This window comes from Microcystis sp. M079S1 (assembly GCF_020246425.1).
In the GTDB taxonomy this organism is placed as follows: Bacteria; Cyanobacteriota; Cyanobacteriia; order Cyanobacteriales; family Microcystaceae; genus Microcystis; species Microcystis aeruginosa.
Window position 1 is genome coordinate 1 of sequence record NZ_JADBSZ010000154.1, and the last position, 13,751, is coordinate 13,751.

Consider the following 13,751-nt stretch of genomic DNA (forward strand, 5'->3'; position numbering starts at 1 on the left):
ATAGAAGAACAAGTTTTAGTAACGTTAGAATATTGGCGAGAATATAGAACATATTTTCACATTGGTACAAGCGGTCAACTATCAGAATCAACTATAGGTCGGATTGTAAATAAGACGGAAAAAATGCTTTTAGAATCGGGAAACTTCCGTTTAAAAGGAAAAAAAGCTTTACTCAATCAAACAGAGATACCGGTCGTAACGGTAATGGATGTAACGGAAACTACCATTGAACGCCCCCAAAAGAAACAGAAAAAAATTTTTTCAGGTAAAAGAGGTTATCATACTTTAAAATCCCAATTAGTAGCTAATCAAAATACGGCGGGAATTATCTGTATCTTTCAGGTCAAAGGCAGAGGTCATGATTTTAGTTTATTTAAAAAAAGTCGAGTTCGTTTTCATCCTTTAACTACCAGCATAGAAGACAGTGGTTATCAGGGAATATCTCAATACCATAGTAATAGTTATACACCGAAAAAGAAACCGAAAAATAGAAAATTAACAGACTTAGAAAAGGAGTATAACAAGGCTTTAGCCAAAGAAAGGATTATCATTGAACATATAAAGTCGAAGATATAGTTTAAGAGTTAACTTGTTGGCGGCTATTTATAATTATGAGTTAGGGATAGCTATAGCTGCTTCTTAAAAGTTGCCAAACATTAATCAAGTCAACGGGAATTTATTCTCAATTATAAAAATTGAGATAGTTTGTGCTGCTTAAATAAAGAGGTTTTGATAACCAAATTCAAGCATATCTAAAGAGTTTTGAGTTAAAAGTTAAACTTCAAGTTTTTATTTGGTTCATTTGTACTAAATAACTATTTTTTTGGGGAAAATTAGTTAACTCGTCATTATAACATATAATTAACTGGCAAGAGTTCTATTAAGAAATGATAGGATTGATTGATACCTAGCTGCCGTTAATCGCCATCGATGAGACCTTTAAGCCAACTTTACCGCTATTTAAGTTTATTTTGCCTCTGTTTTCTTCTGACCGTCGGCTGTCAGTCCACTAATTCCAATTTACCACAACGAGATAGCGATCGCCTGATGATCGGGACAACCCTAAAACCACGCTCGATCGATCCTGCCGATAGTTATGAGTTAGCGGGACTTTTTATTATTTATAATCTCGGTGAAACTCTCTACACCTACGCGGAAGGAACCACTAATTTAAAGCCTCTCCTGGCCACGGAATTACCGCAAATTAGCCCCGATGGTTTGACCTATACTATCCCAGTACGTCGAGGAGTTATTTTTCATGATGGCACGGTTTTTAACGCAGAGGCGATGAAGTTTTCCCTAGAAAGATTTATCAAAAATGGTGGTGAACCTTCCTTTCTTCTCCGGGATACAATTGATAAAATCACTGCTACCAAAGAAGACGAAATTACTATTAAACTAACCAGACCTTTTGCCGCCTTTCCCGCTCTTTTAGCTTACCCCGGAGCCTGTGCAGTTTCACCCAAATTTTATCAAATTGGCGAGGGTAAATTTAAACCTGAAGAATTTATCGGCACGGGACATTATCGATTAAAAGCAGTTACCAGCGATTCTTTTAGTTTAGAAGCCTTCGATCGCTATTGGGGAGAACCGGCCAAAAATAAGGGAGTTAATGTTCAAATTTATCTCTCGAATCCTGCCAATTTATTCAACGGTTTTCAGACGGGTGCGGTGGATATTGCCTATCAATCTTTACTCCCTCCTCAAGTGAGAAAATTACGCACAGAAGCGGCGCAGGAAAAATGGCAAGCCATCGAATCTTCTGGGGCAGCAATTAACTTTATGAGCCTCAATCTCAAAAGTGAACCCACCAATAATATTTTAGTGCGACAAGCCATTGCTTCTCTAGTCGATCGAGATTTACTTAATGAGCGCATTTTACAAGGTCAAGGCATCCCTCTTTTTAGTCTCATTCCTACTACTTTTTCCGAGTCACAACCGGTGTTTAAAGAGCGCTATGGCAACCATAATATAGAGCAAGCTAAACAATTACTAAAAGCTGCTGGTTATAGTCAAGAAAAACCCGCAATTGTAGAAGTTTGGCACTCCTCGGGATCGATCACTTCCAGCAGCGTGGCGGCAGTGATGAAAGCCCTATCAAAACGGGATTTAGATAATAGGATTCAATTTGAACCCAATAGTATCCTAGGAGCGGCCTTTTTCCGTAATATTAGCCAGGGACTTTATACCACTGCCCTATCTAATTGGTATCCCGATTTTTTGGATGCAGATAACTATATTTATCCCTTTTTAGATTGTGCTAAAGGTTCCCCAGAAACTGGCTGCGAAGAAGGAGGATCGCAAAGCCAAGGCTCATTTTTTTATAGTCAAGAAATGAATCAATTAATCGCACAATCCCGTCGGGAAAGTAACCCAGCCAAAAGAAAGCAAATCTTTGGCAAAATTCAAGAAATTCTCGCCGATGAAGTTCCCTATATTCCCCTTTGGCAAACCAAGGAATACGCTTTTGCTCGCAATGGCATCACGGGAGTTATCATCAATCCCAGTCAGACTTTTCCCTTCTGGACAATTGCCAAAAAATCCTGATAATTAGGGTTTGCTGAAAAAGTTTTTCCTGGGGGCAGGGTGTGGGGTGTGGGGTGTGGGGTTTTACCAGTTTTGAGGTGGCCAATTACCTAATTTTCAGGGAAAAAGTGCCTAAATTTCCCCCCGATCACTCCCATATCCATTACTTTTTGATTGACAAAAGGTCTAAAAGTCTTACCCAACAAGGTTTTTAGATTTATTCAGCAAGCCCTAATTAATTATTAGGAGTTAGCAGTCAGGAGTCAGTATTCAGTATTCAGGAGATAGGGTGGTCACTGCGTGCGCGTTGCGGAGGGTTTTGGGGTGATAGGGTGATGAGACAGCTTCCCCACTTCCCACTTCCCACTTCCCACTTCCCACTACCGATTCCCACTTCCCTACTTCCCTTCCTCATTCTCCATTTTCCTATGAAACTAACAGCAATGTCCTTTAATATTCGCTACGATAAACCCGATCCCGATGAGCGTAATTGGCGAGTAAGAAGGGAAGCAGTAGCGGCTTTAATTGCTCACTATTCTCCTGATATAATTGGTACTCAGGAAGCTCGCGCTAATCAACTATTGGATCTACACCGTTTATTGCCAAAATACCAAAGTTTAGGCAGCGATCGCAGGGGGACAGGATTAGATGAACATTGTGCGATTTTATATCAACCAAGTCGGTTACAATGTTTGGAAATATACGAATTTTGGCTATCAGAAACTCCCGATATTATTGGCAGTATCACTGAAGCTTGGGGTAATCCTTATCCCCGCATGGTAACGGGGGCTAAATTTGGCACTCTTGAGGGGCAAACTTTGCAGTTTTATAATACCCATCTCGATTACTATAGCGACCAAGCTAAGAACTTAGGGGCTAAGTGCATACAAGAGCATTTTTGTCAACTAGATTTAACAGAAGATTACCTATTTTTAACGGGGGATTTTAATGTTAATTCTCAACGATTACCCCGTCAGATTTTAACTCAACCTCTCCAGTCAGAAATTAGATTAAAGGATGCTTTAGCCGATTTGGAATTAGCCGAACAAATGAGCTTTAATAATTACACCGATACCCCTTATTTAGCCATCGATACAATTTATTATGATAACCGTTTACAGTTAGATTGGGCAAAAGTCGATCCTTCCCGTTGGTTGAATCTTATTCCTTCCGATCATTATCCCGTAATTGCTGCTTTTACCTTGCCCTAAAAATAGATGATTTTTTTATTTAGCAAATATATAGAGGGTAAAAGCTTCAGCAGACTTTGGTGATTCGGTGGTTAAATTTGTTCGGTGTTTTAAACAGGAAAAAACCTCAAGAAGTGATATTTTTGTGGCTATTAAGTAGCTGGTTATAATTAAATTAAAAATGGATTTTAGGTTCGATCCCCCCTGCCCCCCTTGATAAGGTAGGGTTGATTCATGAATCAACCCTACCATTGATAAGGGGGGTGTCTGATAATTTTTAACGCCTACCTAATTATCGATGCAATTCTGTTTATTTTCCTCTGGGGATTAGTTACCAATCCCCAGTTTATTTGATTAATTCCACCCCATCTTTGCCGTCAATCTCTTGTAGATAAACTTTTACCTGTTCCTCGGCTGCGGTGGGGAGTTTTTTGCCCGTAAAATCCGGGTGAATTGGTAATTCCCGATGACCACGATCAACGAGGACTAATAAGCGGATTTTTTGCGGTCTGCCATACTCAATAATAGCATTGAAAGCGGCGCGGATTGTGCGACCTTTATAGATAACATCATCGACTAAAATCACGGTTTTTCCCGTGACATCTAGGGGCATTTTGGTTTTAGCAGGAGTGCGGGTTTTAATGCGATCGAGATCGTCGCGATAGAAGGTAATATCGATCGCTCCCACGGGAACTTTTACCCCTTCTAAGCTCTCAATTTGATTAGCAATTAAATTAGCTAAAGGCACTCCTCGCGTGTAGATACCGATCAAAATCAAGTTATTTAAATCGCCACTTTTTTCGATAACTTCGGAAGCTAAACGGGTAATGGTGCGACGAATTTCGTCAGCCGAGAGAATTTCAATTAACTGTGGGGTCATAATTTTCCAAGACAAGGGGGGATAGGGGATCGGGAAATTTTTACGGCAATGTCCCTTTTTTTACTTTTTCCTTTTTCCTTTAAAACCATCTCCATCACTAACGAATATAATTATTTTCACCTACTTATTTTACCTCGATCGCTCATGAGTGATGAATTATTGCAAAAATCTGCCCTAGAATTAGCCCAACTGATTCGCACTAAACAAATCTCCCCCCTAGAATTAACCCATTTATACCTCGACAGAATTGAGAAATTTGACTGTCAAATTGGTAGTTTTGTCCATGTCGCCAGGGAAAGCGCCCTAGCAACCGCGAGCGCCCAAACGGAACAATTAAGTCAAATCACCGCTACTGCCGAATTACCGCCTTTTTTTGGAGTTCCCACCGCCATTAAAGACTTAAATGCCGTCGCTGGAATGCCGGTTAGTTACGGAGTCGCCGCTTTACAGGGAAATATTGCCCAATACGACGAAGGAATCGTCACCAGAATGAAAATGGCGGGTTTTATCCTTCTGGGCAAAACTGCCACTTCCCAGCTAGGTTCCTTTCCCTACACCGAAAATCCGGGTTTTTTGCCGACTCGTAACCCCTTCAACCGCGATTATACCGCAGGAGGTTCCAGTGGCGGTGCGGCGGCGGCGGTAGCGGCGGGTTTCTGCCCGATTGCCCAGGGTTCCGACGGTGGCGGTTCCATTCGTACTCCGGCGGGTTGTTGCGGTTTGGTGGGGATAAAACCCAGTCGTGGGCGCGTTTCCTATGCCCCAGTGGGGGAATTTCAAAGCGGTATCGCCACTAACGGCACTCTTTCTAAGACGGTGGCAGATGGGGCGGCGCTGCTTACCGTGATTTCGGGCTATACGACGGGCGATCCCTACTGGCTACCCGATCCGCCCTTTTCTTTCCTAGAAGCCACTCAGAGAGGCGTAAAACCCCTAAGAATCGCTTTTTCTACTTCCATATCCCCCTTCGGCGAAGCGGCTGCCGTCTATAAAAATGCTGTGATCGAGACGGCTAAAAATTTAGAGAACATGGGGCATCATTTAACGGAGTATTCTCCCGATTTACAGGCTTTAATCGCTCCTTTTCGCCGTATTTGGCAAGCGGGGACGGCGGCGACGGGAATTCCCAAGGAGTTATTAAGTCCCCTTAACCAATGGTTATTGGACAATTCTGGCAGTGCGGGGGAATACCTGCAAGCGGTGCGGCAGATGCACGTTATTTCGCGGCAAATTGTGGCGATGTTTGATAATTTTGATGTCTTACTTTTGCCAATTTTTCTACATCAACCCCCCGGAATTGCTGAGTGGGAAAATTTACCACCGGAAGAAGCGGTTAATAAGATGATTAGTTGGATTGCCCCTTCTCCGATTGCTAATGCGAGTGGTTTACCCGCGATTGCTTTACCCACGGGAGTGGATAGTCAGGGTTTACCCGTGGCAATTCAGTTAGTTGGTAAACCTGCTGATGAAATCACTTTGTTAGGTTTATCGGCACAATTAGAGGCAGCTAATCCTTTAGGTTTGATGGCTAATTTTAACTAGGTAGGTGTTAAAAGTTGTCAGACACCCCCCTTATCAAGGGGGGCAGGGGGGATCGGCACCCCCCTTATTAAGGGGGGACTAAGGGGGGATCGAAGCTAAAATCCATTTTTAATTCAATTATAACCAGCTACTTAACTAGCAAGACTTTCGGTAAATTGGGGAATGGAAGCGATAAGTTTACGGGTGTAATCACTTTGGGGAGAGTTAATAATTTGGTTAGCTGTACCCATTTCCTCAATTTTACCTTTATTCATCACCATAATCCGATCGCTCATAAATCTGACGACACTTAAATCGTGGGAAATAAAGATATAAGTGAGATTAAATTCCTGCTGTAATTCTTTGAGTAAATTTAAGACTCCCGCTTGCACGGAAACATCTAAAGCAGAGACAGATTCATCACAGATAATAAACTGAGGATTTAAGGCTAAAGCGCGAGCAATACACACCCTTTGTCGTTGTCCTCCTGATAATTGATGGGGATAGCGATCAAACCAATTAGGATCAAGTTTAACTCGTTCTAATAAATATTCTACTCGTTGCCGTCGCTTTTGGGAATTGCCGCCGGTATGATGAATAACCATCGGTTCTAAAATTGCTTTACCGATGGATAAACGGGGATTCAGGGAGTTGTAGGGATTCTGAAAAACTATCTGTAATTCCCGTCTCAGTAGTCTTAATTTTGGATCGCTGGGGTTTAATTTAGCGAGATTTTCTCCTCGGAAATAGATATCTCCAGAAGTGGCAGGAATTAAGCGCAGAATTGTCCTTGCTAAGGTAGATTTTCCGCAGCCCGACTCACCGACTAAACCGAGGGTTTCCCCCTGTTTAACGGCAAAACTGACCTGATCTACGGCATTAAAAAAGGTCTTTACTTGCCCGAAAACTCCCTTAACTGGAAATCTAACCGATAAATTTTCTACCGATAAAATATTCTCGTGATCTTGTAAACCTTCAATTCTGCTTTCTTCCTCCTGGAGAGTAATAAATTTAACTGCTGGTGGAGTAATTTCCTGTAATTCAATAATCTTACCTTGAGAGTCTTTTTCCACTCGTAAAAAATCGCTGACAGTGGGCAATTTTTCTGGACGAGAGTTTAAGCGAGGACGACAGGCAAGTAAACCTTTTGTGTAGGGATGTTGGGGAGAATTTAATACTTCTTCTTTCGGTCCTTGTTCGACAATTTCTCCTTGATACATCACGACAATTTGATCGGCAATTTCGTTAATAACTCCTAAATCGTGGGAGATAAAAACCATTGACATTTCTCGATCGCTTTTACACAAATCTCTTAATAATCTTAATATTTCTGCTTGGACAGTCACATCTAAAGCGGTGGTTGGTTCATCGGCAATTAATAGGGTAGGATTACAAGAAATCGCCATGGCAATCATTACCCTTTGTAATTGTCCCCCCGATAATTCGTGAGGATAACGCTTGAGAATTGCCTCTTTTTGTTCCTGAATATAAGTTCTAATTTTTTCTCTGACATGACCCTTATTTTCTAAGGGAAAAGTTTCTATATACTGCTCCTCCAACTGTTCATCACTGGGTAATAAACGCACTTCTTGCAGTAGAGATATTGCTTGATTTTTTGCCTGTTCAGTGGTGACTTTTTGATGCAGTAAAATTGCTTCGGTGAGTTGAAACTCGATGTTATAAACTGGATTAAGAGAACTCATTGGTTCTTGGAAAATCATCGCCATTTCTCCCCCGCGATAATAACGCAATTCTTCCGGGGGAATAGATAATAAATCTACTGCTTGCATTGACTGACCTTTTGCCGGACGAAAGCAAATTTCTCCCCCAGTAATTTTTCCCGGAGAGGGAACCAGTCCCATGAGTGCGAGGGAGGTGACAGATTTTCCTGAACCCGACTCCCCCACACAACCGAGAACTTGACCTTTCTGCAAGCTAAAACTAATGTTATTAACGGCGACTGTTGTTCTTTTCTGATTAGAAAATTCAACGGTGAGATGGTGAACGTCGAGAATTTTGTTATCCATAGGTCTTTAACTGGTGAAACCTAGCATCATCTTAACCTAAGTTGTCAATTTTAACTATATAGCAGTTATCTTATTGGTGAGATGGGAAGTTTTCCTTACCCAATCAGGTTACACTTCCTCTTGATGAGAAACGCTATATTCATCTTCACTCATCAACAAATAACACTAAATCCTGTTATTAAAGAATGATTATTTATTCACCCTATTGCCTATTGCCTTTTCCATGAGTGCCTCTCCTGATATGTAGCCTATACTCAACGGATTTAGTATAACAGGTGAGCTTTTTTTAGCGACAAGAAGACCCAGAGAATAGGGAGGCTAAAGTTTAAAACCAAACCTTTTGTTGTCCGGTTATACCATAAGAGTTAAGGATAAACACAAAGGCACAAAGAACACAAACAGAAAGACAGATTCGATTGACTGATAGTCCTAAATCCGGTTATTAAAGACTAATTATTTATTGCTCCTATTGCCTATTGCCTGTCCTGATAAGTAGCCTATACTCAACGGATTTAGTATAAAAAAGGAATAGAGCCTGAAACTCTATTCCTGAATCAAAAATTGCAGTTAATTTTTAACCCTATACTACCGCAGAAGTCAAAGCTTCTTTGAGGATAGCGGCTTTATCGGTTTGTTCCCAGGGTAAATCGAGATCATTGCGGCCAAAATGACCATAAGCGGCCACATCTTGGTAAAAACGCTCGCCTCTTTCACTGGGTAAACCGCGCAGGTTAAAGGTTTGGATAATACCGGCCGGACGGAGTTCAAAGTATTTATTGATTAAGTCCAGAATCACATCATCAGCGACTTTACCGGTGCCAAAGGTTTCCACGAAGAGACTGACCGGACGAGCTACCCCAATCGCATAACCCACTTGAATCTCGCACTTATCGGCCAAACCAGCAGCGACGATATTTTTGGCCACATAACGGCAAGCATAGGCCGCGGAGCGATCGACTTTGGTAGGATCCTTACCGGAGAAAGCGCCGCCACCGTGACGAGAATAGCCACCGTAGGTATCGACGATAATTTTCCGTCCCGTTAATCCCGCGTCGCCTTGGGGTCCACCAATGACGAATTTTCCGGTGGGATTAACCAGATAACGGGTATTGGCATCGGGTTTAATCTCTAAATCGCTGAAGACCGGTTGTACTACCGCTTCCCAGAGATCACTTTTAATCTTTTGTTGGACGAGATCATTATCGGTGATATCGCCGATAGTAGCATCGTGTTGGGTAGAAACAAGGATAGTATCGATACCCACGGGACGACCATCTTCATAAATGACCGATACTTGCGTTTTACCGTCGGGACGCAGATAGGACAGTTCACCCGTTTTTCTGACTGCCGCTAAACGGCGAGCGATGCGGTGGGCTAAACTAATCGGTAAGGGCATAAATTCGGGGGTTTCATTGCAAGCGAAACCGAAGACAATACCCTGGTCTCCCGCACCAATTTTATCGAGTTCATCATTGCTGAGAAGTTCGCGATTTTCCTGAGCAGCCGTGACACCCTGGGAAATATCGGGAGATTGTTCGTCTAAAGCGACTAAAACGGTGCAACTATTCGAGGAAAAGCCGTTATCTGCGTTGATATAGCCGATTTCAGCGATTTTCTTGCGAACTAAATCGACGAAATGAACCTGTGCTTTCGAGGTGATTTCACCAGTAATCAAGACTAACCCTGTATTGACAACCACTTCAGCCGCTACACGACTGTGGTCATCTTGGGATAACAGAGCATCGAGAATAGTATCAGAAATCTGGTCACAAATTTTATCGGGATGTCCCTCTGTAACCGATTCGGAGGTGAACAAATAACGTTTAGACAAGTGATGTCCCTCACATGGTAGTACGTTTGAACGCAAAAAGATTCCAAGAAATCTTTGATCATACAGTGTAACAGGGAATTTGTAGAGATCGAGTATTTTCAATAAGAAACCGCCCGAACATTGTCCGGACGGAGTGTGGTGTGAGGAGTGAACGGAAACTTTCGTCTCCGCTAATTCCATTGTAGATGACAACTTAGAATCTTGAGCGATTTGAAACAAACTAGCCCAAAAAATTTTTATCTCTTGAAGGGGTTGACTAATGCCCGATAGCCGTCTCGATGATGTAGCCTGATTAATAGAGGTCGCAGAGCTATATGGAAAGATTATGACAGTCACAGCCGATTATTTAGAACAACTCAATCCTTCCCAGCGCCTTGCTGTTGAGCATTTTTGCGGCCCCCTGTTGGTGGTTGCTGGAGCAGGATCGGGAAAAACTAGCGCTTTAACCTATCGTATCGCCCATTTGATCCGTCATCACGGGGTCGATCCGGAAAATATTCTCGCGGTCACTTTTACCAATAAGGCGGCCCGGGAAATGAAAACTAGAATTGAAAAAACTTTTGCTCAACAGAAAGCACAGGAAAAATACGGTCAAAGATTAGAACTTTTAGAAGAATACGAACAGAAAAAACTCTTTTCTCAAGTTTATCGGCATTATACTAAAAAACTCTGGATCGGGACTTTTCACAGTCTTTGCGGTCGGATTTTGCGCTATGACATTAATAAATATCAGGATGAATATGGTCATAGTTGGCAAAGGAATTTTTCGATTATGGACGAGTCTGATGCCCAGAGTTTGGTGAAAAATATCGTCACTAAACAAATGAATTTAGACGATAAAAAATTTGATGCCCGCAATCTACGTTATGCGATTAGTAATGCTAAAAATTTAGGTTTAACCCCCGCAGATTACGCCAGAGAAAACCCTCATTTTCGAGGAAAGGTCATTTCTGAGGTTTATCAGGCTTATCAGATGCAATTGTCCCAAAATAATGCCCTAGATTTTGATGATTTGATACTGGTTCCAGTCCGTCTTTTTCAGCAAAATGAGTCTATTCTCGGTTATTGGCATACGCAATTTAAACATATTTTAGTCGATGAATACCAAGACACTAACCGGATTCAGTACGAGTTAATTCGGCTTTTGTCCACCAATGGTGAAACGAAAAAAAGTGAGTGGAATTGGACGGATCGATCGATTTTTGTGGTGGGTGATGCCGACCAATCTATCTATAGTTTTCGGATGGCAGATTTTACTATTCTGCTCAATTTTCAAGCGGACTTTGGCGATGGTTTACCCGATGATGATACTCGCACGATGGTGAAACTACAGGAAAACTATCGTTCACGGGAGAATATTCTGCAAGCGGCAAATAAGTTAATTGAAAAGAATAGTCAAAGAATCGATAAAGTCCTTGTTCCCACCAGAGAAGGAGGCGAGAGTATTTATGTTTTTAAAGCCAGAGATGAACAGGAAGAAGCAGCTTTTGTTATCGATAAAATTCGAGAATTTACCCAAGAAAACCCCGAATTAAATTGGGGTAGTTTTGCCATTCTCTACCGAATTAATGCCCAATCTCGCCCCTTTGAAGATGGCTTAATTCGCAATAATATCCCCTATAATATTGTCGGGGGATTTAAATTTTATGATCGACAGGAGATTAAAGATGCGATCGCTTATTTACGAGTGATTGCCAATCCTGCCGATACCGTTAGTTTACTGAGAATTATTAACACTCCCCGGCGCGGTATCGGTAAAACCACAATCGATAATTTGCTCAAAGCTGCCCAAGAATTAGGAGTACCTTTATGGGAAATTATCAGCGATGAAACTTCCGTTAATACTCTCGCCGGTCGTGCGACTAAAAGCATCAATAAGTTAGCTAAAATTATCCAAAACCTGCAAGAAAAAATCACCGATTTATCCGCTAGTGAAATCCTAGATCAAATCATGGAAGATTCGGGATATATCGATGAGTTAAAACAGCAGGGAACCGAGGAAGCTGATACCCGCATCGAGAATATTCAAGAATTGTATAGCGCCGTGGTACAATTCCAAGAAGAAAACGAAGAAACCAATCTCCAGGAATTTCTCGCTAGTGCTAGTTTAGCCTCGGATTTAGATAATCTTCAGGAAGGTCAAGAAAAAGTCTCCTTAATGACCCTTCATTCCGCCAAAGGTTTAGAGTTTCCTATCGTCTTTTTAGTCGGTTTAGAACAGGGCATTTTTCCCCATAATCGTAGTTTAAACGATCCCATTGCTCTTGAGGAAGAACGCCGTTTGTGTTATGTGGGAGTGACTCGGGCCAAGGAACAATTATTTTTAACCTACGCAAAAGAAAGATATGTCTGGGGGAATAAAGAGATGAAGGTAGCTTCCCAATTTTTGCAGGAATTGCCCCCAGAATTGCTCACAAGCAACCTGAAACCGAAAAAGACCCCAAAAGTGGTTCCCATTCAAACAACCGCCTCTGATCAAAGAAAATGGGGCGTAGGCGATCGAGTGTTACACTCTACTTTTGGAGAAGGAGAAGTGACCCATATCCTCGGTGCGGGTAAAAAAATGAATCTAGCGGTCAAATTTTCGGGTTTAGGTCAGAAAATCATCGATCCTCGCACCGCACCCATGCAACTTATCCAGGAATAGGTAATCATCTGTAGGGTGGGTTAGGCGAAAATAAGTTATACTCTGACTAAAAATTGAGTATTCGCCGTAACCCACCAGATCAGCACATAGGTAATCATCTGTAGGGTGGGTTAGGCGAAAATAAGTTATACTCTGACTAAAAATTGAGTATTCACCGTAACCCACCGGCTTTTTTCTCTCTATCTCCCCACTGATAACTGATTACTGTTCACTGATAACTGACACCCCCTGATTCCTCAACTCCGATCGCTACCTGCTGTTAGAATAGAGAATTGCGGTCAGACTGACGATAAAATTGAGAAGCTAAATCCTTGATTCTTAATAGTTGTTGAGCAACTTTCCGCCTAGTATCGCAATTATCCGATAATATGGGCAACAGCGAGTTAGTCTATTCAGTCTGTTAAAATTGACCCCCGTTGGTCGTATTCGCGCACTGTCTAACCTTAATGATGAGGATCAGTTAATATGGAATCAATGCAACCGACCGAGACCCAAAATCCGATTAGAACGGATTTACCCGGGTCTCTGAGCAAACCCAGCAGCAGCAGCACCGAACAGATTTGGTCTGAATATGTAGAACCAGTTTGGGATTCGGTGATGTCCTATCTGGCTAACGTCCCCGATTATATCGGTAGTTTCTTCTCTGGATACAAAAAACCTTTAATCGTTCTGGGGGCAATTTTAGCCAGTTTTGTCACCGTGAAAGTTACCCTAGCGGTTTTAGATGCGATCGATGATATTCCCCTCCTTGCTCCTATCCTACAATTAGTTGGGATCGTTTACACTGGTTGGTTTGTCTGGCGCTATCTGCTCAAGGATGAAAATCGTCGCGAGTTATTAGCCGAAATTGATGCACTAAAAGCGCAAGTTTTTGGCAGTCACAATAACACTTTATAGATAGAATCAAGCATAAAAAACAAAGGAGTTGAGTGTTTCCGCTCAACTCCTTTGTTTTTGCACAACAGCTTACACTAGAGTTCTTGCATAAGTAGGGTTTGCGGCAAAAAGTACGGGCGAAGCATTCGGATAGAAAATCTCCGGTTTCACCGATAGGTTATTGCCCGAATGCTTCGCCCCTACAGGACGCGGGCCGATGAAGACGCAAGGTTTTGAAGCACGATTCTCTCAA

At 42.0% G+C, this 13,751-nt stretch carries 8 protein-coding genes and 1 pseudogene; 6 read left to right on the forward strand and 3 right to left on the reverse strand.

Features of this window, described 5'->3' with window-relative positions:
- The 3 genes and pseudogenes from IM456_RS10250 to IM456_RS10260 all read left to right on the forward strand — a co-directional run.
- Window positions 1-643, forward strand: a pseudogene (locus IM456_RS10250) (transposase family protein); the annotation flags it as partial.
- 287 nt (window positions 644-930) lie between these two features.
- Window positions 931-2,547 carry an ABC transporter substrate-binding protein gene (locus tag IM456_RS10255; protein ID WP_287691478.1) on the forward strand — a complete coding sequence of 539 codons (1,617 nt, stop codon included), beginning with the start codon at window positions 931-933 and terminating at the stop codon, window positions 2,545-2,547.
- 407 nt (window positions 2,548-2,954) lie between these two features.
- The gene (locus IM456_RS10260) at window positions 2,955-3,737 is read left to right on the forward strand and encodes an endonuclease/exonuclease/phosphatase family protein (RefSeq protein WP_287691480.1); all 783 of its coding nucleotides are present in this window, start codon (window positions 2,955-2,957) and stop codon (window positions 3,735-3,737) included.
- Window positions 3,738-4,062: 325 nt separating this feature from the next.
- On the opposite strand, the gene pyrR is transcribed toward IM456_RS10260, so the two are convergent.
- Window positions 4,063-4,596: a bifunctional pyr operon transcriptional regulator/uracil phosphoribosyltransferase PyrR gene (gene pyrR / locus IM456_RS10265; RefSeq protein WP_002759497.1), complete on the reverse strand. Its 534-nt coding sequence runs from the start codon at window positions 4,594-4,596 to the stop codon at window positions 4,063-4,065.
- A 144-nt stretch (window positions 4,597-4,740) separates the two neighbouring features.
- Here pyrR and IM456_RS10270 point away from each other — a divergent pair, with 144 nt between their 5' ends.
- Window positions 4,741-6,138, forward strand: coding sequence for an amidase (locus tag IM456_RS10270; RefSeq protein WP_287691484.1), 1,398 nt, complete (start codon window positions 4,741-4,743; stop codon window positions 6,136-6,138).
- A gap of 131 nt (window positions 6,139-6,269) precedes the next feature.
- Here the strand turns inward: IM456_RS10270 and IM456_RS10275 are convergent, their stop codons facing one another.
- Entirely contained in the window at window positions 6,270-8,144 is a 1,875-nt protein-coding gene (locus tag IM456_RS10275) for an ABC transporter ATP-binding protein (RefSeq protein ID WP_287691482.1), read from the reverse strand.
- Window positions 8,145-8,724: 580 nt separating this feature from the next.
- Window positions 8,725-9,975, reverse strand: a complete 1,251-nt coding sequence (gene metK, locus IM456_RS10280) for a methionine adenosyltransferase (protein ID WP_012267167.1) — start codon at window positions 9,973-9,975, stop codon at window positions 8,725-8,727.
- A gap of 325 nt (window positions 9,976-10,300) precedes the next feature.
- On the opposite strand from metK, the gene pcrA reads away from it, so the two are divergent.
- Together pcrA and IM456_RS10290 are read left to right on the forward strand one after the other, a co-directional pair.
- Complete coding sequence (pcrA, locus tag IM456_RS10285) at window positions 10,301-12,622, forward strand: DNA helicase PcrA (RefSeq protein WP_149987469.1); 2,322 nt, start codon at window positions 10,301-10,303, stop codon at window positions 12,620-12,622.
- Between the two features lie 465 nt (window positions 12,623-13,087).
- Window positions 13,088-13,519, forward strand: a complete 432-nt coding sequence (locus IM456_RS10290) for a CAAD domain-containing protein (RefSeq protein ID WP_002769850.1) — start codon at window positions 13,088-13,090, stop codon at window positions 13,517-13,519.
- Window positions 13,520-13,751 lie beyond the last annotated feature (232 nt).